The sequence below is a fragment of the Kocuria sp. ChxB genome (assembly GCF_044359605.1).
Lineage (GTDB): Bacteria > Actinomycetota > Actinomycetes > Actinomycetales > Micrococcaceae > Kocuria > Kocuria rhizophila.
In genome coordinates, this window is record NZ_CP121123.1 from 2,258,800 (window position 1) to 2,280,715 (window position 21,916).

21 protein-coding genes and 1 riboswitch are annotated in these 21,916 nt (G+C 71.3%); of the genes, 14 read left to right on the top strand and 7 right to left on the bottom strand.

The features are described from left to right. Positions 1 to 3: 3 nt before the first annotated feature. From ptsP to P8S73_RS09965, 5 genes are all read left to right on the top strand, one after another. Entirely contained in the window at positions 4 to 1,749 is a 1,746-nt protein-coding gene (gene ptsP / locus P8S73_RS09945; RefSeq protein WP_081477453.1) for a phosphoenolpyruvate--protein phosphotransferase, read from the top strand. Between the two features lie 57 nt (positions 1,750 to 1,806). Next, positions 1,807 to 2,088, top strand: coding sequence for an HPr family phosphocarrier protein (locus tag P8S73_RS09950; protein ID WP_121241921.1), 282 nt, complete (start codon positions 1,807 to 1,809; stop codon positions 2,086 to 2,088). Positions 2,089 to 2,189: 101 nt separating this feature from the next. Then, positions 2,190 to 4,094: an FMN-binding glutamate synthase family protein gene (locus P8S73_RS09955; protein ID WP_121241919.1), complete on the top strand. Its 1,905-nt coding sequence runs from the start codon at positions 2,190 to 2,192 to the stop codon at positions 4,092 to 4,094. Positions 4,095 to 4,182: 88 nt separating this feature from the next. Beyond that, entirely contained in the window at positions 4,183 to 5,265 is a 1,083-nt protein-coding gene (locus P8S73_RS09960) for a peptidoglycan bridge formation glycyltransferase FemA/FemB family protein (protein WP_121241917.1), read from the top strand. Positions 5,266 to 5,386: 121 nt separating this feature from the next. Further along, positions 5,387 to 7,498 carry a threonine/serine exporter ThrE family protein gene (locus P8S73_RS09965; protein ID WP_019310254.1) on the top strand — a complete coding sequence of 704 codons (2,112 nt, stop codon included), beginning with the start codon at positions 5,387 to 5,389 and terminating at the stop codon, positions 7,496 to 7,498. Positions 7,499 to 7,513: 15 nt separating this feature from the next. On the opposite strand, the gene P8S73_RS09970 is transcribed toward P8S73_RS09965, so the two are convergent. Both P8S73_RS09970 and P8S73_RS09975 read right to left on the bottom strand, forming a co-directional pair. Next, positions 7,514 to 8,368, bottom strand: coding sequence for a siderophore-interacting protein (locus P8S73_RS09970; RefSeq protein WP_121566515.1), 855 nt, complete (start codon positions 8,366 to 8,368; stop codon positions 7,514 to 7,516). A gap of 19 nt (positions 8,369 to 8,387) precedes the next feature. Then, a complete protein-coding gene (locus tag P8S73_RS09975; protein WP_121566514.1) occupies positions 8,388 to 9,071 on the bottom strand; it encodes a uracil-DNA glycosylase in 684 nt (227 codons plus the stop codon). A gap of 62 nt (positions 9,072 to 9,133) precedes the next feature. Here P8S73_RS09975 and P8S73_RS09980 point away from each other — a divergent pair, with 62 nt between their 5' ends. From P8S73_RS09980 to P8S73_RS09995, 4 genes are all read left to right on the top strand, one after another. After that, positions 9,134 to 9,358: a DUF3263 domain-containing protein gene (locus tag P8S73_RS09980; RefSeq protein ID WP_019310251.1), complete on the top strand. Its 225-nt coding sequence runs from the start codon at positions 9,134 to 9,136 to the stop codon at positions 9,356 to 9,358. 143 nt (positions 9,359 to 9,501) lie between these two features. After that, positions 9,502 to 9,816 carry a hypothetical protein gene (locus P8S73_RS09985; RefSeq protein WP_121566513.1) on the top strand — a complete coding sequence of 105 codons (315 nt, stop codon included), beginning with the start codon at positions 9,502 to 9,504 and terminating at the stop codon, positions 9,814 to 9,816. A 263-nt stretch (positions 9,817 to 10,079) separates the two neighbouring features. Continuing rightward, entirely contained in the window at positions 10,080 to 11,714 is a 1,635-nt protein-coding gene (gene groL / locus P8S73_RS09990) for a chaperonin GroEL (protein ID WP_012398905.1), read from the top strand. 155 nt (positions 11,715 to 11,869) lie between these two features. Then, entirely contained in the window at positions 11,870 to 13,075 is a 1,206-nt protein-coding gene (locus P8S73_RS09995; protein WP_102613770.1) for an RNase H family protein, read from the top strand. Between the two features lie 7 nt (positions 13,076 to 13,082). On the opposite strand, the gene P8S73_RS10000 is transcribed toward P8S73_RS09995, so the two are convergent. The 4 genes from P8S73_RS10000 to P8S73_RS10015 all read right to left on the bottom strand — a co-directional run bounded on the left by P8S73_RS10000 (position 13,083) and on the right by P8S73_RS10015 (position 16,042). Next, positions 13,083 to 13,373 (bottom strand): WXG100 family type VII secretion target, encoded by a 291-nt coding sequence (locus tag P8S73_RS10000; RefSeq protein ID WP_019310247.1) that lies wholly within the window; start codon positions 13,371 to 13,373, stop codon positions 13,083 to 13,085. 104 nt (positions 13,374 to 13,477) lie between these two features. Next, positions 13,478 to 14,950, bottom strand: a complete 1,473-nt coding sequence (locus P8S73_RS10005) for a HAMP domain-containing sensor histidine kinase (RefSeq protein WP_187162194.1) — start codon at positions 14,948 to 14,950, stop codon at positions 13,478 to 13,480. A gap of 4 nt (positions 14,951 to 14,954) precedes the next feature. Next, on the bottom strand, positions 14,955 to 15,668 hold the full coding sequence (locus P8S73_RS10010; RefSeq protein ID WP_135010409.1) for a response regulator transcription factor: 714 nt from the start codon (positions 15,666 to 15,668) through the stop codon (positions 14,955 to 14,957). A 113-nt stretch (positions 15,669 to 15,781) separates the two neighbouring features. After that, positions 15,782 to 16,042: a hypothetical protein gene (locus P8S73_RS10015; protein WP_070636148.1), complete on the bottom strand. Its 261-nt coding sequence runs from the start codon at positions 16,040 to 16,042 to the stop codon at positions 15,782 to 15,784. Positions 16,043 to 16,181: 139 nt separating this feature from the next. Here P8S73_RS10015 and P8S73_RS10020 point away from each other — a divergent pair, with 139 nt between their 5' ends. Genes P8S73_RS10020 through P8S73_RS10030 form a run of 3 tightly spaced genes read left to right on the top strand, consistent with a single transcriptional unit; the run spans position 16,182 to position 18,701 of the window. Continuing rightward, positions 16,182 to 16,565: a cold-shock protein gene (locus tag P8S73_RS10020; protein ID WP_029603266.1), complete on the top strand. Its 384-nt coding sequence runs from the start codon at positions 16,182 to 16,184 to the stop codon at positions 16,563 to 16,565. Next, a complete protein-coding gene (locus tag P8S73_RS10025; protein ID WP_396350366.1) occupies positions 16,558 to 17,427 on the top strand; it encodes a DUF3027 domain-containing protein in 870 nt (289 codons plus the stop codon). Before P8S73_RS10020 ends, P8S73_RS10025 begins: the two co-directional genes overlap by 8 nt. A 53-nt stretch (positions 17,428 to 17,480) precedes the next feature. Continuing rightward, positions 17,481 to 18,701, top strand: a complete 1,221-nt coding sequence (locus P8S73_RS10030) for an MFS transporter (RefSeq protein ID WP_047978762.1) — start codon at positions 17,481 to 17,483, stop codon at positions 18,699 to 18,701. Between the two features lie 39 nt (positions 18,702 to 18,740). Here the strand turns inward: P8S73_RS10030 and serC are convergent, their stop codons facing one another. Next, a complete protein-coding gene (gene serC, locus P8S73_RS10035) occupies positions 18,741 to 19,862 on the bottom strand; it encodes a phosphoserine transaminase (protein WP_059280809.1) in 1,122 nt (373 codons plus the stop codon). A 198-nt stretch (positions 19,863 to 20,060) separates the two neighbouring features. Here serC and P8S73_RS10040 point away from each other — a divergent pair, with 198 nt between their 5' ends. Both P8S73_RS10040 and P8S73_RS10045 read left to right on the top strand, forming a co-directional pair. Beyond that, entirely contained in the window at positions 20,061 to 20,756 is a 696-nt protein-coding gene (locus tag P8S73_RS10040; RefSeq protein ID WP_019310239.1) for a metal-dependent transcriptional regulator, read from the top strand. Positions 20,757 to 21,069: 313 nt separating this feature from the next. Beyond that, positions 21,070 to 21,254: riboswitch (cyclic di-AMP (ydaO/yuaA leader) on the top strand. Positions 21,255 to 21,259: 5 nt separating this feature from the next. After that, positions 21,260 to 21,862 carry a C40 family peptidase gene (locus P8S73_RS10045; RefSeq protein WP_135010399.1) on the top strand — a complete coding sequence of 201 codons (603 nt, stop codon included), beginning with the start codon at positions 21,260 to 21,262 and terminating at the stop codon, positions 21,860 to 21,862. Positions 21,863 to 21,916 lie beyond the last annotated feature (54 nt).

Genomic DNA, 21,916 nt, shown 5'->3' on the forward strand with positions numbered 1-21,916 from the left:
AGCATGGACGAGAACCGGACGGGGCAGCAGAGCCCCGAGAAGCAGCCCGAGCAGCAGAGCCTGCACGGCGTGGGCGTGAGCCCGGGGCGGGTCATCGCCCCCCTGGTGCACATGGCCCCGGCCGTCACGGAGCCGCCCGAGGGGGATCCGCTCACGGGCGACCCCGAGGCGGCGGTCGACCGGCTCAGGGCCGCCGCGCTCGCGGTCAAGGCCGAGCTCACCGAGCGCGCCGCCCGCGCCCGGTCCGAATCCGCGGCCGAGGTGCTCAAGGCCACCGCGCTGATGGCGGGGGACCGGGCCCTGACCAAGAACGCCGGCAAGCTCGTGGTGTCGCAGGGGCTGAGCCCCGAGCGGGCACTGTGGCAGGCCGCCACCGCCTACGCGGACCAGATGCGTGCCATGGGCGGCTACATGGCGGAGCGTGCCGCGGACATCGAGGACGTGCGTGCACGGATCGTCGCGCAGTTGCGCGGGGAGGACGCCCCCGGCGTGCCCCAGCGCCGTGAGCCGTTCGTGCTCGCCGCCGAGGACCTCGCGCCCGCGGACACGGCGGTGCTCGACCCCGATGTGGTGCTGGCCCTGGTGACCGAGTCCGGCGGTCCGCAGTCCCACACCGCGATCCTCGCCCGCAACCTCGGTCTGCCCGCGGTGGTCGCCGTGGCCGGCGTGCTGGAGCTGCCCGGCGGCACGCGCGTGTACGTGGACGGCGCGGCCGGGGCGGTCGTGACCGAACCGGGCGTGACCGAGGAGCAGGCCGTGGCCGCGTGGCGGCGCGCGAGCGAGCAGCTGGCGTCCTTCGACGGGCACGGCGAGCTCGCGGACGGCACGGCGGTCCCGCTGCTGGCCAACGTGGGAACGGGCGACGACGCCCGCGCGGCCGCCGAGGCCGGCGCCCAGGGCGTGGGGCTGCTGCGCACCGAGTTCTGCTTCCTCGGGCGGGACACCGAGCCCACCGTGGCCGAGCAGGCCGAGGCCTATGCCGAGGTCTTCGCCGCGTTCCCGGGGCGCAAGGTCGTGGTGCGCACGCTCGACGCCGGCGCGGACAAGCCGCTGCCGTTCCTCACCGACGCGCAGGAGCCCAACCCGGCGCTGGGGGTGCGCGGCTACCGCACCGACTGGAGCACACCGGGTGTTCTCGCCCGGCAGCTGGAGGCCATTGCCGCGGCCGCCGCCGAGAGCTCTGCGGACGTGTGGGTCATGGCCCCCATGATCGCCACGGTGGCCGAGGCCGCCCACTTCCGTGAGCTCGTCCACGCGGCGGGGCTGCCCGTGAGCGGCGTGATGGTCGAGACGCCCGCCGCCGCCATGACCGCCGAGCAGATCCTGGACCGCGTGGATTTCGTGTCCCTGGGCACCAACGACCTCACCCAGTACACGATGGCCGCGGACCGGATGCTCGGCTCGCTGGCCGAGCTGAACTCCCCGTGGCAGCCCGCCGTGCTGCGCATGGTCGAGTGCGTGACGCGCGGGGCGGCGTCGGCCTCGCAGTCGCACGCCACCCCCAAGAACGTGGGAGTGTGCGGAGAAGCCGCCGCGGATCCCGCGCTCGCGGTCGTGCTGGTGGGCCTGGGCGTGGACTCGCTGTCCATGAGCGCTCGTTCACTCGCCGCGGTGGCCGCGGTGCTGAGAACCGTGGACACGGAGCAGGCCCGGAGGATCGCGCGTCTCGCACTGCGGGCCACGAGTCCGCAGGAGGCGCGGGACACCGTGCGGGCGGAGCTGCCCGTGCTGGCCGAGCTGGGTCTGTGACGGCCCCCGGGGCTGCCCGGAACGAAACCATCCGCAAGACAACGACTAGGAGCTGACATGTCAGAACGCACTGCCACCGTGGCCTCCAGCGTGGGGCTGCACGCCCGACCCGCCGCGATCTTCGCGGAAGCGGCCGGGGAGTACGAGAACCTGGAGATCACCATCCGCGCCGAGGGCGAGGATGCCGAAGAGGGCATGGACGCTTCCTCGGTGCTGTCCCTCATGTCCCTGGGCGCCGCCCACGGCGATCGCGTGGTCCTCGCCGCCGAGGGCGAGGGAGCCGAGGAGGCCCTCGAGCACCTCGCGGGCATCATCGAGACGGACCTCGACGCCGACTGACACTCCCCCCGGTGCACCGGATTCCTCCGCGGATCCGGTGCACCGGTGTCATGCCCGCACGCCTCGGGCCGGGCTCCGGACGCGCGGGGTACGGTGTCCCCATGGTGCGTCATCTGATCCTCGCCGGCCTCGCCGTGGCCACCCTCGCCACGGTCCTCGCGGCAGTTCTCGGTCCCTGGGGATGGTGGTTCCCCGCCATCGCCTTCCTCCTCCTGCTGCTCGTGGCCGTGCGCGACGCCACGCAGCGCAAGCACTCGGTGCTGCGCAACTTCCCCGTGCTGGGTCACATGCGGTTCTTCCTGGAGAAGATCCGTCCGGAGATCCAGCAGTACTTCATCGAGCGCAACTACGACGGCAAGCCCTTCGACCGCGACCAGCGCTCGCTCGTGTACTCCCGGGCCAAGGGCTTCAAGGGGGACAAGGCGTTCGGCACCGAGCTGAACGTCAACGAGCCCGGCTACGAGTACTTCGTGCAGTCGGTGGCTCCCAAACCCGCGCCCGAGGACGAGCACCGCGTGCGGCTGGGCGGCCCGGACTGCCTCCAGCCCTACGACGCCTCGCTGCTGAACATCTCCGCCATGAGCTTCGGCTCCCTGTCCAAGAACGCCGTGCTGGCCATGAACAAGGGTGCGGCCCTGGGCGGGTTCGCGCAGGAGACCGGTGAGGGCGGCCTCACGGAGTACCACCTGGCGCACGGCGCCGACCTCATCTGGGAGTTCGGCTCCGGGTACTTCGGCACCCGGGACGAGCACGGGAACTTCGACCCGGAGGTCTTCCGGGAGAAGTCCCGCCTGCCGCAGGTCAAGGCCATCAACATCAAGCTCTCCCAGGGCGCCAAGCCCGGTCTGGGAGGTGTGCTCCCCGGCTCCAAGGTCACCGCGGAGATCGCGGCGGCCCGCGGCGTGCCCGAGGGGCAGACCTGCATCTCCCCGGCCAGCCACTCGGCGTTCACCACCCCGCGCGAGCTGATCCGGTTCGTGGCGCGGCTGCGGGAGCTCTCCGGCGGCAAGCCCATCGGGTTCAAGCTGTGCGTGGGCTCGCGCGTGGAGATCCTCGCCATCTGCAAGGCCATGATCGAGGAGGGGGTGAGCCCGGACTTCATCATCGTGGACGGCGGTGAGGGCGGCACCGGAGCCGCCCCGCTGGAGTACCAGGACCACGTGGGCACGCCGCTCGTGGAGGGCCTGATCCTCATGCACAACGCGCTCGTGGGCTCCGGTCTGCGGGAGCGCATCAAGCTCGGGTGCGCCGGGAAGATCACCTCGGGCCACGACATCGTGCGCCACATCATCCAGGGCGCGGACTTCTGCATGAGCGCCCGTGCCATGATGATGGCGGTCGGGTGCATCCAGGCCCAGGCCTGCCACACCAACAAGTGCCCCGTGGGGGTCACCACCCAGGATCCCAGGCTCTACCGTGCCCTGGACGTGACGGACAAGGGCGAGCGCGTGGAGCGCTACCACCGCCTGACGGTGGCGGAGGCGGGGCAGATGATCTCCACCATGGGCTGCGAGCACCCCGAGGAGCTCACCCGGGAGATGCTGCGCCGCAAGGTCACGGCCACCCAGTCCACGTCCTACGAGACCCTCTACCAGTGGCTGCGCCCCGGTGAGCTGTTCGGGGGCGTCGAGGGCGGCTGGGGTGAGGACTGGGACTACGCGGACCCGGACCGCTTCTCCGCGGGCCACCCCGGCAAGTACGTGTTCCACGACCGCGGGCCGCTGACCCCGGCCGGCGTGATCCCCGAGGCGGACCGCAGGTACGCGGGCGGCGCCGCCGGCGTGCGCTTCCCGGACGGGCGCCCCGCGGCGGCGTCGTCCCCCTCCGGAGCCCCCGTTGCCGGGGGCTCCCGGGAGAACGGCTCCCCGGCGGGGACCGGCAAGCGCCCGGAGGGCGAGCCCGGGACCACGGCGGGCGCCCAGCACACCACGCGGGACCCGGTTCCCGAGCCAGACAACGTGGATCCGCGTGACGACTCCCGCAGCCGCAACCCCGGGATGGCCTGAGCGCGGAGGGATATCATGTGGGACGGCGTCGCCGCGCGGCGTCGCCCACCGTCCGAGCACGACCCGCGGTCGAAGGATTGAGAGAGCCTTGCGAGAATTCACGGCACGATTTGCCACCGCCCAGGAGATCGCCGAGTGGGACTCCCACGTGACGGCCAACCCGGCGGGCGGCAACCTGCTGCAGTCGGAGGCCTTCGCGGAGGTCAAGAAGGACCACGGGTGGACGCCCCGGCACGTGGTCTACGAACCCTCGGACGGCTCGCGGGCGAGCTACAACCTGGTGCTCGAGAAGAAGGTCCCTGCTCTCGGCAGGCTCTGGTACATGATCAAGGGCCCGGACGTGGAGTCCGTGGACGACATGCCGGGCATCGTGGCCGCCAACGAGCGCTTCGTGGCCGGCGCGGCCAAGGGCGTGTTCGCGATCAAGTACGAGCCCGAGATCGTGGCCTCGGACTACGCCGCCGGGGTGCTCGCGCGCTGCGGGCTGGTGGAGTCCTTCGAGATCCAGCCGAACGACTCCACCGCGGTGCTGGACACGGACATGGACGAGAAGGCCCTGCTGAAGTCCCTGCACTCCCGCGGCCGCAACGCCGTGCGCCGCGCCACCCGCGAGGGCTGCGAGGTGGCGCAGGTTCCGCTCACCGAGGAGAACATGCGCGCCATGTACACCCTCATGGACTCCGTGGGCCAGGGCCACGCGCACGTGAACCTGCGCTCCTACGAGTACTACCGGGCGTTCTGGACGAACTTCGCCGAGCGCGGCCAGGGACGCCTGTACTTCACCTACGAGGACGGCAAGCCCTCCGTGGGTGCCTACGTGATCGCGTACGGCTCCAAGGGAACGTACAAGGACGGCGGCTCCAAGCCCCGCCGCAAGCAGTACGGGGACTCCCACCTGGTGCAGTGGAGCGCGATCACGGACCTGAAGCGGGACCACGGGATCACGCAGTACGACTTCTGCGGCACACCGCCCTCGGACCAGCTCAAGAACAAGGAGCACCACTACTACGGCCTGGGTCTGTTCAAGACGAGCTTCACGAAAACTGTCGTGGACTACGCAGGCGTCTGGGACCAGCCGCTCAGCCGCGCGAAATACGCTGTCTGGACCAACGTGGCGGAGAAGGTCCAGCGTCAGCTGTGGGTGCGCCGCACGGGGCAGCCGTTCTACTGACCGTCCACCCCGCCGCGACACCCGGCGGGTCCACCGCGTCCCGGCCTGAGAGCCGAGGCCCGCACCAGCCACCACACCAGATCTGAGCAGTGCCCGCGGCGGCAGGGAAGGGTCATCCGACGTGAGCGTGAACGAGCAGTTGAGGCACCTGGCGCACCAGGGGTACCCGTCCTCGGGGGAGGCCACGGCCCGCCCCTCGGCCGACGACCAGCCCTTCGGCCCGGGCGGTGACACGGCGCTGCGGGAGGCCGTGCGTTCCACCGCTCCGCGCCGTCGTGCGCATCCCATGCCGCGCCCCACGGAGGAACAGGCGGCCCAGGCCCGTGCGCGCGCCGCCGCGCACCCGCACACGGACCCGCACGCCGCGGCCCCCCGCACCGCCGGGCCGCGAACCCTGCGGACGGGTCAGTCGGCCACCGCCGGATCCACCCGGGTCTCCGCCCTGCCCGTGCTCACCCCCGGACAGATCGCCGCGGACCGCGCGGGGCAGGGACACCGCGGCGGGGTCCCCGCCGCGCTCACCGAGCCGATCGGCACCACGTCCCGACGCAGCAGCACCCCGGCGGCCTCGCCCGTGGAGCGCCCGGAGACGGTCGAGCACGAGATCGCCCCGGCCACCACCGCGATCCCCCGGGCCGTGTACCCGGCCGCCCGGGTGGACCCCCCGAAGGCCTCCCGGTCCCTGTTCCGCTCGCTCGTTCAGGGCGACGCCGCCCCCACGGCTCCCATGCGCGTGGTGGACCGTCTCACCTCCACGCCGTTCCGTCACCTGCGCAAGTTCGGCGACGGCTCCGACCGGCAGGCCCGGCGGACCCTGAACTTCGCCCTGCGCCTCGCGGAGACCATGTTCCACTACGGGGCGGACGCCCTGGACGTGGAGAACGCCATCATCGCGGTGTGCGCCACCTACGGGGTGGAGAACCTCGAGGTGGACATCACCAACCAGTCCGTGACCATCAACTACGTGGCCGAGACCACCGCCACGGGCCAGCTCGCGGCCGCGGGGCTCACACCGGCCACCACGGTGGCCGAGAGGGAGGCCGGGGAGAACGCATCCTCGTTCGCGGGCACCCCCGGCACCACCGGGGAGATCCGCGGCTCGGGGACCACCCGGACGGGGGAGGACCCCTGGGGGGACTCCGCGACCTCCAGCCACACCGTGATGCGCGTGGTGCGCTCGTGGACGGACAACTACTCGGGCCTGGCGGACACCCACCAGCTCGTGATCCGCATCATCGAGGGCGAGATGCCGCTGCGCAGGGCGGAGCGGGAGCTCGCGGAGATCAATGCGCGCCCCAAGCCCTACGCCCGCTGGATGGTCACGGCCGCGACCGTGCTCGTGGCCGGAACCCTGGCGCTGGCCCTCGGGGCGTCCTGGGTGGGGGCGTCGGTGGCCGTGGCCTCGGCCGCCGTGGTGCAGATGGTCACCGCCAAGCTCAGCGCGTGGCGGATCCCTGAGTTCTTCACACTCGCCGCCAACGCCTTCGTGGTCACGCTCGTGGCCATCGTGGTCTCCGCCCTCGGTGTGCCGCTGTCGCCGCCCACGGTGATCGCGGGCGGTCTGATCATGCTGCTGCCCACCACGCGCATGGTCTCCACCATGCAGGACGCCATCAACGGCTTCCCGGTGACCGCGGCGGGGCGGCTGCTCTCCACGGCCATGGCATTCCTAGGCATCGTCGCGGGCATTGCCCTGGGGGTGTCCCTGACCGTGAACGTGCTCGGGGTGCCTCCCATCGACATCTCCCAGTCGAGCTTCACCCCCACGGGCAAGCTGACGAACATCGCGTTCATGCTCGTCTCCACCGCCCTGATCGCGGTGTCCATGCAGGTCAAACCGCGGCACATCCCCCCGGCCGTGGCCGCGGCCCTCGCGGGGCTGCTGCTGTACCACGGCGTGGGACTCGTGGACGCCGGCAGCCGGATCGCCACGGGCGTGGGGGCGGTGGCCAGCGGGTGCGTGGCCGCCCTGCTGGCCGCCCGCTCCAAGATTCCCCAGGCCGTGCTCGCGATCCCGGCCATGACGTTCCTGCTGCCGGGGCTCACCCTGTTCCGCGGGATGTACGCCATGACGGTGCAGACCGAGGCCCCGGGCCAGGGCATCAACGAGCTGGTCAACGCCATGGCCTCGATCGTGCTGCTGGCCGCCGGCGTGGTGCTGGCCAAGTACCTCATGCGCCCGTTCATCGAGCAGATGCAGCACCTCTCGCAGCGGCGCAACCGCCGCCGCTGACGGCGCGCGCGGACCTCAGAGGATCTTGCCCACGGGCAGCTTCTTCTCCGCCTGGAACACGTCCTCGGTGCGCCCCCGCGCCCAGTAGCCGGACAGCGACACCTGTGCGCGGTCGAGTCCCCGGACGTCGAACAGCTCCCGACGGGCGGCCTTCATGGCCTCGCGCTCGCCGTGCACGAACGCCTGCACGCCCGTGAGGTCCCCGGGCCACGCGGCCTCCGACAGGCCGACGACGAGCGCCCGCTCACCCGGGCGCTCGTCCGCCCGGTGCACCCACCGCACCCGCACGCCCTCGGGTACGGCCGTGTCCGAGAGGTCGAGCTCGTGGGAGGCGTCCTGGACCTCCAGAACCGCCTCACCGCGCGCGGTGCCCGGCAGGGCCTCGAGGTTCGCGAGCACGGCGGGAACGGCGGCGTCGTCCCCCGCGAAGATGCTCCATGAGGCGGCGGGGTCCGGAGCCCACTTCCCGCCCGGGCCCAGGGCCACGATCCGGTCACCGGGCTGGGCGGACGCGGCCCACGGGCCGGCGTGGCCCTCGCCGCCGTGCAGGGCCACGTCGATCCACAGTGTGGCCGTGGACAGGTCCACCCGGCGCAGGGTCAGGTGGCGGGACACCGGCTGCTCGTGCGGTGGCGCGCTCTCCCGGACCGCCCAGTAGTCCGGCAGCTCACCGGGAGCGGTGGCCGCGAGCGTCTGCGGGGAGAAGAAGAGCAGCTTGACGTACTTCTTGGGCGGTGCGATGTCCCGGAAGTCCTCGGGGTTGTCGATGCGGCACACCACGCGCACCATGGCGGGCGCGAGACGGGTGCGCTCGAGCACGCTGAGGTTGATCTGGGGCTTGCGGTCCGCGGGCGCTGGAATCCGTGGCATGGCCCCAGCGTAGGGGACCCTAACCCGGCAGCTCCCACGAGACGGGCTCCGCCCCCTGCTCCCGCAGCAGGTCGTTGACGCGCGAGAAGGGGCGGGAGCCGAAGAACCCTCGGGACGCGGACAGCGGTGAGGGGTGCGCCGACTCCACCGTGGGTGCCCCGCCCAGCCAGTCCTTGGTGGTGCGGGCGTCCCGGCCCCACAGGACGGCCACGAGGGGCTGCTGGCGGTCACCGAGTGCCCGGACCGCGCACTCGGTGACCGCCTCCCAGCCCTTGCCCCGGTGCGACGCCGCCGAGCCCGCCTGCACCGTGAGCACCCTGTTGAGCAGCATGACTCCTTGACCCGCCCACGAGGAGAGGTCCCCGTGCGGGGGCGCCTCGATGCCCAGGTCGGACCGCAGCTCCTTGTAGATGTTCTGCAGGGACCGGGGGACCGGGCGGACATCCGGCGCCACCGAGAACGAGAGCCCCATGGCGTGGCCGGGCGTGGGGTAGGGGTCCTGGCCCACGATCAGCACCTTCACCGCGGACAGCGGCTCCCGGAACGCGCGGAAGATGTTCTCCCCGGCCGGCAGGGTGTGCCGCCCCGCGGCGTGCTCGGCCCGCAGGAACTCGCCCATCTCCCGGATCCGGGGCTCCACGGGCTGGAGTGCGGCGGCCCACTCCGGGTGCATGATCTCGGACAGCGGGCGCGGGGTGCTCACGAGTGGCCTCCTGGTGCGGTGCGTCGCGCGCGGCGCAGTCCCCGCGCGCTAGGGTTGACGCCATGTCTACCACGGGGGAGGAGCTCGACGAGCTGGACCGGGCCGTTCTGGAGCTCGAGTCCGAGCACTGGAAGTACCGCGGCGCCAAGGAGTCCGCGATCCGCTCGCGGCTGGGACTGAGCCCGGTGAACTACTACCAGCGTCTGAACGCCCTGATCTCCTCCGAGGCCGCAGCGCGCCACGCGCCGATGCTGATCTCCAGGCTGCGCCGGGCGCGCTCGCGCTGACCGCTCGTGGACACCGGGCGCGTGTCCCCGGACGCGGGCAGACCTCCGAGCGGGCACCCGGTCGGCCGTGCGATAGTGGCCACTGACAGCGTTGCGCCCGGAGCACCGCGCGGTGCGCGAGCCGGGCCCAGGAGAGCGAGACCATGAGCGAACACCCCCGCGACGAGTTCGACGACGTTCCCGAGGACGGCGCGCGCCAGGGCGCGCACCGCGGCCACAACCCCCGCGCCCGTGAGGGCTCCACGCGACAGTTCCGCACGGTCCTCGTCTCGGGCGTGCTCGCCCTCGTGCTCGGTGCCGTGTGCTTCGTCAACGCGCCCCGCACGGCCCAGGAGGCGCAGTCCCTCGGGAGCGTTGCGGTGTCCCCGGTCGCCGTGACCACCGCTTCGCCCGTGCTCGCCGACGCCGCCACGGCGGGCCTGCGCGCACCGGCCCCGGGCGGCGTCGAGCACGTCTGAGCCGTCCGGCGTTCAGCCGGCAATGAAACCTGAGCCCACCACGCGCAGGGCGTTTGCGGTTCCGCGCGCGGCAGTGCCACTATGGGATTAGCACTCAGTCGGGTGGACTGCTAACCGGGTCCGGTGGCACCGCCTCGGCGCACGAGTGGAAACCACATCACGGTGAGGTGGTCGCGGCGCGGTGAGGACCGCGGTGCGAGCGCCGTCCGTCGCGGGCATCGTGACCAGTCTCGTTTGTCGACCGTCCAGGAGGGACGAATCACATGGCAAAGATGATCGCATTCGATGAAGAAGCACGCCGCGGCCTCGAGAAGGGTCTCAACACCCTCGCGGACGCCGTCAAGGTCACGCTCGGCCCCCGCGGCCGCAACGTGGTCCTGGAGAAGTCCTGGGGCGCCCCCACCATCACCAACGACGGTGTCTCCATCGCCAAGGAGATCGAGCTGGAGGAGCCGTATGAGAAGATCGGCGCCGAGCTCGTGAAGGAGGTCGCCAAGAAGACCGACGACGTCGCCGGTGACGGCACCACCACGGCCACCGTGCTGGCCCAGGCCCTCGTGAAGGAAGGCCTGCGCAACGTGGCCGCCGGTGCGGACCCGCTGTCCCTCAAGCGCGGCATCGAGAAGGCCGTGGCCTCCGTGACCGAGCAGCTGCTGTCCTCCGCCAAGGAGATCGAGACCGAGGAGGAGATCGCCGCCACCGCGTCCATCTCCGCCGCTGACCCCGAGATCGGCAAGCTGATCGCCGAGGCCATGGAGAAGGTCGGCAAGGAAGGCGTCATCACCGTCGAGGAGTCCAACACCTTCGGGCTGGACCTCGAGCTGACCGAGGGCATGCGCTTCGACAAGGGCTACCTCTCCGGCTACTTCGTCACGGACGCGGACCGCCAGGAGGCCGTCCTGGAGGATCCCTACATCCTCATCGTGAACTCCAAGATCTCCGCCGTGAAGGACCTGGTCCCCGTGCTGGAGAAGGTCATGCAGGCCGGCAAGCCGCTGCTGATCATCGCCGAGGACGTGGACGGCGAGGCCTTGGCCATGCTGGTGCTGAACAAGATGCGCGGCGCTGTGAAGTCCGTGGCCGTCAAGGCTCCCGGCTTCGGCGACCGCCGCAAGGCGCAGCTCGCGGACATCGCGATCCTCACCGGCGGCCAGGTCATCACCGAAGAGGTGGGGCTGTCGCTCGAGTCCGCCACGATCGACCTGCTGGGCCAGGCCCGCAAGGTCGTCGTCACCAAGGACGAGACCACCATCGTGGACGGCGCCGGCACCCAGGAGGAGATCGAGGGCCGCGTGGCGCAGATCCGCGCGGAGATCAACAACTCCGACTCCGACTACGACCGCGAGAAGCTGCAGGAGCGCCTGGCCAAGCTGGCCGGCGGTGTGGCAGTGCTCAAGGCCGGCGCGGCCACCGAGGTGGAGCTCAAGGAGCGCAAGCACCGCATCGAGGACGCCGTGCGCAACGCCAAGGCGGCCGTGGAGGAGGGCATCGTCGCCGGCGGTGGCGTGGCCCTCATCCAGGCCGGTGCCAAGGTGTTCGACTCCCTGAACCTCTCGGGTGACGAGGCCACGGGCGCGAACATCGTCAAGGTCGCCATCGACGCCCCGCTCAAGCAGATCGCCCTCAACGCCGGCATGGAGCCCGGCGTGGTGGTCGACAAGGTGCGCGGGCTCGAGACCGGCTGGGGCCTCAACGCCGCCACCGGCGAGTACGAGGACCTCATGGCCGCGGGCATCAACGACCCCGTCAAGGTGACCCGTTCCGCTCTGCAGAACGCGGCGTCCATCGCCGGGCTGTTCCTCACCACGGAGGCCGTGGTGGCGGACAAGCCGGAGCCCGAGGCCGCCGGTGCGGGCGCGGGTGCCGATCCCATGGGCGGCATGGGCGGCATGATGTGATTCCACTCCACCGAGTGGACTCCCACCCGTTCTGCGGGTGAGACCCGTGAAGGACCCCGGACGCGCACGTCGTGTCCGGGGTCCTTCCGCGTCCGGGTGGGGCGGCAAGGCGCCGTGGCGTTCCGCGTGTCGGCACGCTTTGGGAGGATGGGTGCATGACGATCATTGCTTCCGCGGACGGTTCAGCGCTCGGCAACCCGGGGCCGGCCGGCTGGGCCTGGTACATCGACCCCACGTCGTGGCGTGCGGGCGGCTGGGCGCACGGCACCAACAACATGGGCGAGCTCACCGCCGTGCTGGACCTGCTCGAGTGCACGCGCCACCGGCGGGACGAACCGCTCACGGTCTACTGCGACAGCCAGTACGTGATCAACTCGATCACCAAGTGGATGCCGGGCTGGAAGAAGAAGGGCTGGAAGAAGCGGGACGGCAAGCCCGTGCTGAACGTGGACATCATGAAGGCCCTGGACCGGGAACTGTCCGGCCGCTCGGTCACTTTCGAGTGGGTCAAGGGCCACGCCGGTCACGAGCTCAACGAGGCCGCTGACGTGCGTGCCCGGGCGATGGCCACGGCGTACCAGGCGCGCACCGCCCCCGAGGACATGCCGGTGGGTCCGGGCTTCCGGGACGAGGATGCCACCCCCGCCTCTCGTCACGCGTCCGGGGCCGAGCCCTCCGTCACCGACGCCGCCGCACCCGCGTCCGGTGCGGCCGCACCCGTGCCCGCCGCAGACGCCGTTGCACCCGCGTCCAGCGCTGCGACGGCCCCGCCCTCCGCCGAGGGTGGTACGTCCCGCCCCGCGGCCCCGGGGCACGCTGCCGCCGGTGGCGGCACACGTGCCGGACGACCGTCTGCGGCACCGGGGGACGGCATGGTCAGCCAGCCGGATCTCTTCTCCGAGCTGGAGGCCGCGTCGCCGCCGAGCGGGACCCAGGAGTCCGCCGGGGTTAGAGCGGAAGGGTGGTCGGAGCAGTTCGTGGTGGATGCCGTGCAACGGGAGCGCGCGGCGGTGTGCACCCCGCCCGGGGCGGCGCACGAGACCGCCGGGGCCTCACCCCGTGCGGCGGCGTCGCCCCACGCCGCGGAGCACGCCACCGCACTGCTGCACCCCGACCTGCAGTGCATCGACGCGGGCGGTGCCGTGGTGCCGGTGGCGCAGTTCCCGTCCCGGGCCGTGGCGGAGGGCACCCCCGGTGAGGTGCGGGTGACCGCCCTCGGTGCGGATGCCTACCACGTGAGCTACCGGCTCGAGGAGCCCTCGCGCGTGACCCGTCGCAGCTCCGTGTGGGTGCGCGAGGACCAGCACAACGACATGGGCCCCTGGCTCCTGCGCTTCCACCAGGTCACGGCGGAGGACTGAGCTGGACTCACGAGGAGAACATCCGGGCGTTGGCGGCCTCCGTCTCCGCGTACTGCGTTCCGGCGGTCGCGAGGGCCTGGTTGATCTGCGCGACGGCCTGCTCCATCTGGGCCTGCGCCGAGCGCCACGAGCTCAGGGCCTCCTGGAAGCTCGCGGAGGCGGTGCCCGTCCAGGTGCCCTGCAGATCCGTGAGCGTGGCGGTCATGCCGTTGACCTCCGCGCTGAGCCGTTCGATGTGCCCGTGTGCCTGCTGGGACTTGGCGGCAATGGTGTCGCTGTCCACCACGAAGTGAGCCATGATGTTCCTCCTCGGAAAAAGGTGCCGGTGACCGGCGGGTGCCGGTACGGGTCACGCTACGAGGGGGAGGTCCGCGGGGACGCGAGACCGAGGAGACGGTGGACCTAGGAGTCCGATCCGCGGCTGTCCACAGGTTCCGTGTGCGGGATCCGCACGGTGAACGTGGCTCCTCCGCCGTCCGTCTGCTCCAGGCGGACCGTGCCGTCGTGCTGCTCGATGATCGCGGCCACGATGGACAGCCCCAGCCCGGTGCCCCCGGTCTCACGGGTCCGGGAGGAGTCCGCCCGGTAGAACCGTTCGAAGACCCGCTCTGCGTCCGTGCCGTGGATGCCCGGCCCGTGGTCGCGCACCTGCAGCACGGAGGTGGACCGGCCGTCCACGTCGGGTTCGAGACCCACGGCGAGCTCCAGCGGCGAGCCCGCCGGTGTGTAGCGCAGGGCGTTGGTCAGCAGATTGGCCACCACCTGGCGCAGCTTGGACTCGTCCCCGTGGACCCAGGCGGCCTCCGGGGAGGAGTCCTGCAGGCCCACCACCGTCACGGTGCGGTCGGGAGCGGTCGCGTGGGCGTCCGAGGCGGCGTCGTACGCCAGGTGCAGCAGGTCCACCGCGCCCATGGTGGACACCCGGCGCTCGTCCAGGCGGGCCAGGGTCAGGAGGTCCTCCACGAGCTGCGTCATGCGCTTGGACTCCGACTCGATCCGGTCCATGGCCTTGCCCACGTCCTCGGGCGTCTGCAGCGCCCCGTGGCGGTAGAGCTCGGAGTACCCCCGGATGGACACCAGGGGGGTGCGCAGCTCGTGGGAGGCGTCGGCCACGAACCGCCGCAGCTTGGTCTCGGACCGGGTGCGCGCGTCGAAGGCGTCCTCGATGTGGCCGAGCATCGCGTTGAGGGATGCGGAGAGCTGACCGATCTCGGTGTGCGGGTTGTACCCCTCCATGCGCTGGGAGAGGTCGCCGTCCGCGATCCGCGCGGCAGTGGCCTCCACCTGTCGCAGCGGCTGGAAGGCGCGGGTGACCATGACCCACCCCACGGTCATGGCCGCGATCAGGGTGGCCAGTCCGAAGCTGAAGGTCAGCAGGCCCACGCCCGAGATGATCGCGTTCGTGCGGGCCATCGGCTCGGCCACCACCACGGACATGTCGAACATCGTGAGCTTGGCGGGCAGCACCCGCCACGTGTCCTCGTCCGAGCCCACGGACCCCACGGTCTCCGCCTGACCGTCGTGGGCCACCACGTAGTCGAGGGTCATCCTGCTCAGATCTGGATCCGGCGGGTCCTCGGCCGTGGGGGCGCCGCCGTGTGCCGTGGCGATCACGTTGCCCTCGGCGTCCAGGAGGTACCCGTTGGTGGGCACCGGCGAGCTCACGTCACCCTCGAGGGTGCCCGTGAGAGCGGTCGCCACCGCGGGAACGGACTGCCGCAGCTCCTGGTCCAGGCTCGTCACGAGCGAGTCCCGCAGCACCGAGACCGCCACCAGCGTGGTCACCATGATGCTGACCGCGAGCAGCACGCCCGTGAGGGCCATGAGCTGCGAGCGCAGGGACGCGGAGCGGAACCGCCGGGCGAGCACGTTCAAGGGATCAGTGGCGCTTGTCCGCGGAGCGCAGCAGGTAGCCCACGCCGCGCTTGGTGTGGATCAGGGAGGGCTGGTCGGAATCGTTGTCAATCTTGCGGCGCAGGTAGGAGATGTAGGACTCCACGATGGAGGCGTCCCCGTTGAAGTCGTACTCCCACACGTGGTCCAGGATCTGGGCCTTGGACAGCACCCGGTTGGGGTTGAGCATGAGGTAGCGCAGCAGCTTGAACTCCGTGGGGGACAGGTCGATCTCGCGCCCGTCGCGGAAGACCTCGTGGGCGTCGTCGTCCAGGACGAGGTCGTCCACCTTGAGACGGGAGTCCTCCTCCTCGAGGGGCTGGGTCCGGCGCAGCACGGCGCGGATGCGGGCCACGACCTCGTCGAGGCTGAAGGGCTTGGTGACGTAGTCGTCGCCGCCCACGGTCAGCCCGGCCACCTTGTCGTCGGTGTCGTCCTTGGCCGTGAGGAAGAGGATGGGGAAGTGCCGCCCGGCCGCGCGCAGCTTGCGGGTCACGGAGAAGCCGTCGATGTCCGGGAGCATGACGTCCAGCACGGCGAGGTCCGGGTCCTCGGCCTCGGCCTTGAGCAGGGCGTCGCGGCCATTGGCGGCGGTGACGACCTCGAAACCGGCGAACCGCAGGGAGGTGGCGAGCAGCTCGAGGATGTTCGGCTCGTCGTCCACGACGAGCAGTTTCGCTTCTGTGGTTTTCGTGTTCATGCGCTCAGTGTCTCCGAATTTCCTGGATGGAAGCTGTCATGCAGCCCGCGGAAAACTGGGAGGGGTGAGCAGGCGGGGGCACGGGGGCTCCGGGACGACGGCGAGCGGCGCTCTCAGCGGTGCGAGCGGCGTCGTGCACCGCCCCGCACGAGCTCCACGCACAGCAGCAGGAACGCCAGGGGGAAGAGGATCGACGGGATGAAGGTGAACCCGGGCCACAGCACCGTCCCCGCGGCAGAGGCCACGAGCACCGCAATCAGGCAGAGGGCGCTCACGCCAGCCAGCACGAGGGCCACCACGAGCAGCACCGGCAGACCTCCCCCGGTGCGGTGGTCGGCGGCGGCGGCGGTGGTGGGTGCGGTGGATTCAGGCATGCCCACAAGGTAGCAAGCCGGGGTTACGCGCTGGGTTGAACGGGGCCGCGGTCGAGCTCGCGGGGGATAAACTGTGGTGTTCGCAAGGCGCCGCGCAGCGGTGGCCGCAACGAGAAGACGAGAGACTGAGGTGATCCGCGTGCCCACGGGCAAGGTCAAGTGGTTCGACGCAGACAAGGGTTTCGGTTTCCTGGCCACCGACGACGGCCAGGAGGTGTTCCTCCACGCGTCGGCACTGCCCCAGGGGGTGACCACGGTGAAGCCCGGCACCCGCATGGACTTCGGGATCGCGGACGGCAAGCGGGGGGCGCAGGCGCTGTCCGCCACCGTGCTCAGCGCACCGCCGTCGGTCACCCGCAACACCCGCAAGCCGCCGGAGGAAATGGCGGTGCTCACCGAGGACCTGATCCGCCTTCTGGACGGGATGTCCAACGGGCTGCGCCGCGGGCGCTACCCGGACCGCTCCCACGGGCACAAGATCGCGGCCATCCTGCGCACCGTGGCGGATGAGCTCGATGTCTGAGCGCACAGCACGGACCACGGACACCGCCCGCGCGGATGCTGCCGGCTCCCCGGCTCCGGCCGAGCAGATCCCGGACACGCAGACCCCGGACGAGCAGACGGCCACCGGGCAGACCCCGGACGAGCAGGCCCAGCAGGAGCAGACCACCGCTGCCCAGAACCCCACCGAGCAGGGCTCTGCCGACCAGACCCCGGGTGGACGGAGTCCCGCCGGGCAGCTCTCGGTGGATGAGGCCTCGACGGAGCAGGACCCGCCGCAGCAGGACCGTGGGGAGGCCCCCGCGGCATCCCGGTCCGCAGCAGCGGTGACCGCCGCCGAGAGCGGTGCGGAACCGTCGTCGGCTCCGTCCCGTGGCGCGGCGAAGCGGCGCTCGGGACCGCGCACCCGCACGCCCAAGCAGGATCCCGTCCTCACGGAGGCCGTGGACCTGGCCCGGGAAGCGGTCGTGGCGGGCGCCCACGAGGACGGCGGCATCGGCGAGCACGTGGGTGTCACCGTCCACGAGGACCGTCTGCTCACGCACCTCTTCGACTGCACGCTCCCGGGGTACCCGGGGTGGACCTGGTACGCCACCGTGTCCCGCGCTCCCCGTTCCAAGCACGTGAGCGTGTGCGAGTCCGGTCTGCTGGCCGGCCCCCGCTCGCTCCTGGCGCCGGCCTGGATCCCGTGGGAGGAGCGCATGAACTCCCTGCACGCGGAGCAGGAGGGCGCAGAGCACGAGGGCACGGAGCAGCCGAGCCCCGAGCAGGCGGAGACCGACCGTCCCGACGACGCCGCGCGCGAGCCCCACGAGGGGTCCGCGGCCGGTGATCCCCCGGCCGGGCAGGACACGGTGTCCGCCGAGGGCGGCACGTCATCCTAGGCCGCGGGTCCGGCGCGGGGGAGCGGGGACCGGCGGCACCGGGTGCCACCGGGATGTTCCGATCGCTGCGGATCCGCAACTACCGGCTGTGGTTCACGGGGGCTCTGGTCTCCAACATCGGCACGTGGATGCAGCGCACGGCGCAGTCCTGGCTGGTGTTCGACGAGCTGACGGATCACGACTCCACCGCCATGGGCGTGGTCATGGCGCTGCAGTTCGTCCCGCAGCTGCTCCTGGCGCCGTACGCCGGGGTGCTCGCGGACCGCTACGACCGGCGCCGCATCCTGGTGCTCACCCAGGGGATCATGGCGCTGCTCGCCGCGGCGCTGGGAACGCTGCTGCTGCTCGACCTCGCGGGGCTGTCCACCGTGTACGTCTTCGCCCTGGCGCTGGGGGTCGTGGCCACGTTCGACGCTCCCGTGCGGCAGACGTTCGTCTCCGAGATGGTCCCGGACACCCACCTGTCCAATGCGGTGGCCCTGAACTCCACCTCGTTCAACTCCGCGCGGTTGATCGGCCCCGCGGTGGCCGGAGTGCTGGTGGCGGCCGTGGGCACCGGGTGGGTGTTCGTGCTCAACACCCTCACGTTCGCCGCCATGATCTGGGCAATCGTGCTGATCGACGCCGGGCGGCTGCGGCCCGCCCCGCGCGCCCGCCGGGGGCGCGGCCAGATCCGGGAGGGCATCGGCTACGTGGCGCACCGCCCGGACATCGTGGCGGTCATGGCCACGATCTTCATGATCGGCACCTTCGGCATGAACTTCGCGGTGTACCTCGCGGCCATGGCGGGTTCGGAGTTCGGGCGCGGCTCGGAGGAATTCGGGCTCCTGAACTCGATGCTGGCCCTGGGCACCGTGACCGGTGCCCTGCTCTCCGCCCGCCGCGAGCGGGCGCGGCTGCGCTACATCTTCATCGGCTGCGCGGCGTTCGCGGTCTCCTGCCTGGGGGCGGCCACGGCGCCCTCGCTGTGGCTGTTCGCCGTGTGGCTGATCCCGTGCGGCGTGTCCTCGCTGACCATCATGACCACGGCCAACGCCTACGTGCAGAGCACCACGGCGCCCGCCATGCGGGGACGCGTGATGAGCCTCTACATGGCGATCTTCATGGGCGGCACCCCGATCGGCGCCCCCGTGGTGGGGTGGCTCACGGACACGTTCGGAGCACGCTGGGGCATGGGCTCCGCGGTCCTCGCGGGTCTCGTGGGCGCGCTCATCGGGGCGTGGTTCGCGTGGCGCCACGTCCCCGCCCGCTCCGGGGCGCCCACGGCGGGCTGAACGCGGCAGGACGACGACGCCGCGGCGCCCGCCGCGCGCTCAGGCCAGTTCGCCCACGGCCCAGTCGATGCACCGCAGCAGCGCGCGCACGTCCTCGGGGGGAACGGACGCGAAGGTGGCGATGCGCAGCTGGTTGCGTCCGAGCTTGCGGTAGGGCTCCACGTCCAGCACACCGTTGGCCCGCAGGACGGAGGCCACCCGGGCCGCGTCCACGGCGGCGTCGAAGTCCACCGTGCACACCACGGGGGAGCGGTGCGCGGGATCGGCGACAAAAGGTTGCGCGTGCTCGCTGGCCTCGGCCCAGTCGTAGACCAGCCCGGAGGTCTCGGCGGTCCGCGCGGCGGCCCACGGCATGCCGCCCTGCTCGAGCAGCCAGCCGAGCTGCTCGTCCAGCATCACGAGCCCGGCGAGGGCCGGGGTGTTGTAGGTCTGGTGCTTGCGGGAGTTCTCCACGGCGGCGGCCAGCGAGAGCACGTCCGGGACCCAGCGCCCGGAGGCCGAGAGGCGCTCCACGCGCTCGAGGGCTGCGGGGGAGAACGCGGCGAACCAGATTCCGCCGTCGCTGCCGAAGTTCTTCTGCGGGGAGAAGTAGTAGACGTCCGTCTCGGCGATCTCCACGGCCATGCCGCCGGCGGCGGAGGTCGCGTCGACGACCGTGAGGGCGTCGTCGGCCACCACACGGCGCACCGGCATGGCCACCCCCGTGGAGGTCTCGTTCTGCGGCCATGCGTAGACGTCCACGTCCGGCAGGATGCGCGGTTCCTCGGGACGGGAGCCCGCGGGAGCCTCGAGCACCACGGAGCGTTCCAGGAACGGTGCCCGGTCGGTGACGCTCGCGAACTTGGCGCCGAACTCGCCGAAGGCCAGGTGCTCGGCGCGGGAGCGCACCAGGCCGAAAGCGGCGCTGTCCCAGAACACGCTGGCACCGCCCGTCCCCAGCACGATCTCGTAGCCCGCGGGCAGCCCCAGGAACTCGGCCAGCCGCTCCTGGATCCGGGCCACGAGGTCCTTGACGGGGGCCTGCCGGTGGGAGGTTCCCAGCAGCGTCGTTCCGGCCCGGGCGAGGGCACCCAGCTGCTCCGGGCGCACGCGGGACGGGCCAGCCCCGAACCGGCCGTCCTCGGGAAGCAGGTGCGGGGGGATCACGGGCAGATCGGTCACGGTGGGTCCTCCTGGAGGGCGGGACGGTGGTGTGCTCCATTGTGCTCGCCCCGGCCGGTGCTGCGGCGCACGACGACGGCGGGGACGAGACCCGCCTCGTTACAATTATCCTGAATCATTCACACCACGCTGGAGTGCACCCCCCACCGGGGGCCGTTGACCCGCGCGCCGCGGTGCGCAGAAATTCGAGGACGGACCATGAGCGGCGACCTGATCGACACCACCGAGATGTATCTGCGCACGGTGCTGGAGCTCGAGGAGGAGGGCATCACGCCCATGCGGGCCCGCATCGTGGAGCGGCTGCACCACTCCGGACCCACGGTGTCCCAGACGGTCTCCCGCATGGAGCGCGACGGTCTGCTGTCCGTGGCGCCGGACCGTTCCCTGCAGCTCACGCCCGCGGGCCGTGACACGGCCGTGTCCGTGATGCGCAAGCACCGCCTGGCCGAGCGGCTGCTCGCGGACGTGGTGGGACTGGACCTCGCGCACGTGCACGAGGAGGCCTGCCGCTGGGAGCACGTGATGAGCGAGCGCGTGGAGAGCCGGCTCGTGGACCTGCTCGGTGACCCCAAGGTCTCCCCGTACGGGACGCCCATCCCCTGCCGGGACGGGGACGCCCTCGAGGTGTTCGGCGGCCTCACCCTTCTTGACGCCGCCACGGCGGCCGACGGCGCGCAATACGGGGTGCGACTGCTGCCCGAGGTGGTGCAGGCAGACCCCGAGCTGATCGAGACGCTCAGCTCCGCCGGCATCCTCACTGGGTCACGTGTCACCGCCGAGATCAACCCTGGTGACGAGCAGCGAGTCGTGGTGACCCATGTGGCATCGGGGGTTTCCCTGGACCTCGACGGAGCCACGGCACGGGCCATCCGGGTGAGCGCGACCGCCTCCTGAGCCCGGCCCGCGGGCGGGACCGTGATCTTTCCGATGTGTGGACAACCACACGGCGACCGGTTCGTCGTGCCGGGCCGCGCGATGCTCCGCAGGGCTGTCTCCGCAGGTCAGAGATATGTTGTCCCTGGTAATGAGCCCATAAGACCCCCTGTCGATTGCTTTACTTTTTGTGATCAAATGGGCTGACTGATAGCCGTGAGTGCCCGATCCGTGATCGGTTGTAATCAAAACGTGACATTCCCGTGATCTGTCCTGTACAGTCGTGACCGTGCCGATCACTGGTCGGATCCGGCACTCCCGAGCGCTCGCCGAGTTCTGCCACGCGCCCCGGGATCCCGTACACAGAACATCCGCATGGCAGAAGCGGGGGAACCACTTCCCGGATTCGTCACAGCCCGTCGAATCCTTGGGGTCAAGCCGGCACGGCCCATCGGCTCGTGCGGCCGGATGTCTCCCATCCGAACCCGACAGCTCACCCCGCAGGCGTAGGGAGGAAAACACACATGTCTTTCATGAAGCAGAGCTCTGCCCGCCACCGCGCTGAGACCCAGTCCCACGTGGTGCGCAACACCACCGTTGCCACCATCGCGGCCGGCGCGGCCGTGGCCGGCATGACGATGCCCGCTCAGGCGTCCAGCGACATCGTGGAGCTGGGCTCCACCTCGTCCTACAGTGCCGACACCTCTCTGGGCGCCTACAACGCCTCCTACACCACCCCGGCCCCGGATGCCATGGCGTCCGGCTCTGGCATGAGCACGCAGTCGAACCACGCCGCAGGCGGCCTCGTGGGCGATGCCTACGCCGGCATCGGCGGCGCGTACGTCTGGGGCGGCACCGGCTACAAGGCCTGGGACTGCTCCGGCTTCGTCCAGTCGGTGTACGCCCAGAACGGCATCAGCATCCCCCGCACCACCTGGGCCCAGTTTGAGGCCGCCACCCCCACCTCCACCCCGCAGCCCGGTGACCTGGTCTCCCAGAACGGCGGCTCGCACGTGGGCATCTACGTCGGCAACGGCCAGATGATCTCCGCGCTCAACGAATCGCAAGGCACCCAGCTCCACGCTGTCAATGCCATGCAGGTCGACGGCTTTTACACCTTCCGCTGATCCGGCGGGTCTGCGGCGCCCACGGGCGCCGCAGACCCCGATCCAGTGAGAAAC

What these genes read in the sequence shown, in the direction of transcription:
- ptsP (WP_081477453.1), top strand. Translation starts at nt 4, where the DNA reads ATGGACGAGAACCGGACGGGGCAGCAGAGCCCCGAGAAGCAGCCCGAG.
- P8S73_RS09950 (WP_121241921.1), top strand. Translation starts at nt 1,807, where the DNA reads ATGTCAGAACGCACTGCCACCGTGGCCTCCAGCGTGGGGCTGCACGCC.
- P8S73_RS09955 (WP_121241919.1), top strand. Translation starts at nt 2,190, where the DNA reads ATGGTGCGTCATCTGATCCTCGCCGGCCTCGCCGTGGCCACCCTCGCC.
- P8S73_RS09970 (WP_121566515.1), bottom strand. Translation starts at nt 8,368, where the DNA reads ATGCCACGGATTCCAGCGCCCGCGGACCGCAAGCCCCAGATCAACCTC.
- P8S73_RS09980 (WP_019310251.1), top strand. Translation starts at nt 9,134, where the DNA reads ATGTCTACCACGGGGGAGGAGCTCGACGAGCTGGACCGGGCCGTTCTG.
- P8S73_RS09985 (WP_121566513.1), top strand. Translation starts at nt 9,502, where the DNA reads ATGAGCGAACACCCCCGCGACGAGTTCGACGACGTTCCCGAGGACGGC.
- groL (WP_012398905.1), top strand. Translation starts at nt 10,080, where the DNA reads ATGGCAAAGATGATCGCATTCGATGAAGAAGCACGCCGCGGCCTCGAG.
- P8S73_RS09995 (WP_102613770.1), top strand. Translation starts at nt 11,870, where the DNA reads ATGACGATCATTGCTTCCGCGGACGGTTCAGCGCTCGGCAACCCGGGG.
- P8S73_RS10000 (WP_019310247.1), bottom strand. Translation starts at nt 13,373, where the DNA reads ATGGCTCACTTCGTGGTGGACAGCGACACCATTGCCGCCAAGTCCCAG.
- P8S73_RS10010 (WP_135010409.1), bottom strand. Translation starts at nt 15,668, where the DNA reads ATGAACACGAAAACCACAGAAGCGAAACTGCTCGTCGTGGACGACGAG.
- P8S73_RS10015 (WP_070636148.1), bottom strand. Translation starts at nt 16,042, where the DNA reads ATGCCTGAATCCACCGCACCCACCACCGCCGCCGCCGCCGACCACCGC.
- P8S73_RS10025 (WP_396350366.1), top strand. Translation starts at nt 16,558, where the DNA reads ATGTCTGAGCGCACAGCACGGACCACGGACACCGCCCGCGCGGATGCT.
- P8S73_RS10030 (WP_047978762.1), top strand. Translation starts at nt 17,481, where the DNA reads ATGTTCCGATCGCTGCGGATCCGCAACTACCGGCTGTGGTTCACGGGG.
- P8S73_RS10040 (WP_019310239.1), top strand. Translation starts at nt 20,061, where the DNA reads ATGAGCGGCGACCTGATCGACACCACCGAGATGTATCTGCGCACGGTG.
- P8S73_RS10045 (WP_135010399.1), top strand. Translation starts at nt 21,260, where the DNA reads ATGTCTTTCATGAAGCAGAGCTCTGCCCGCCACCGCGCTGAGACCCAG.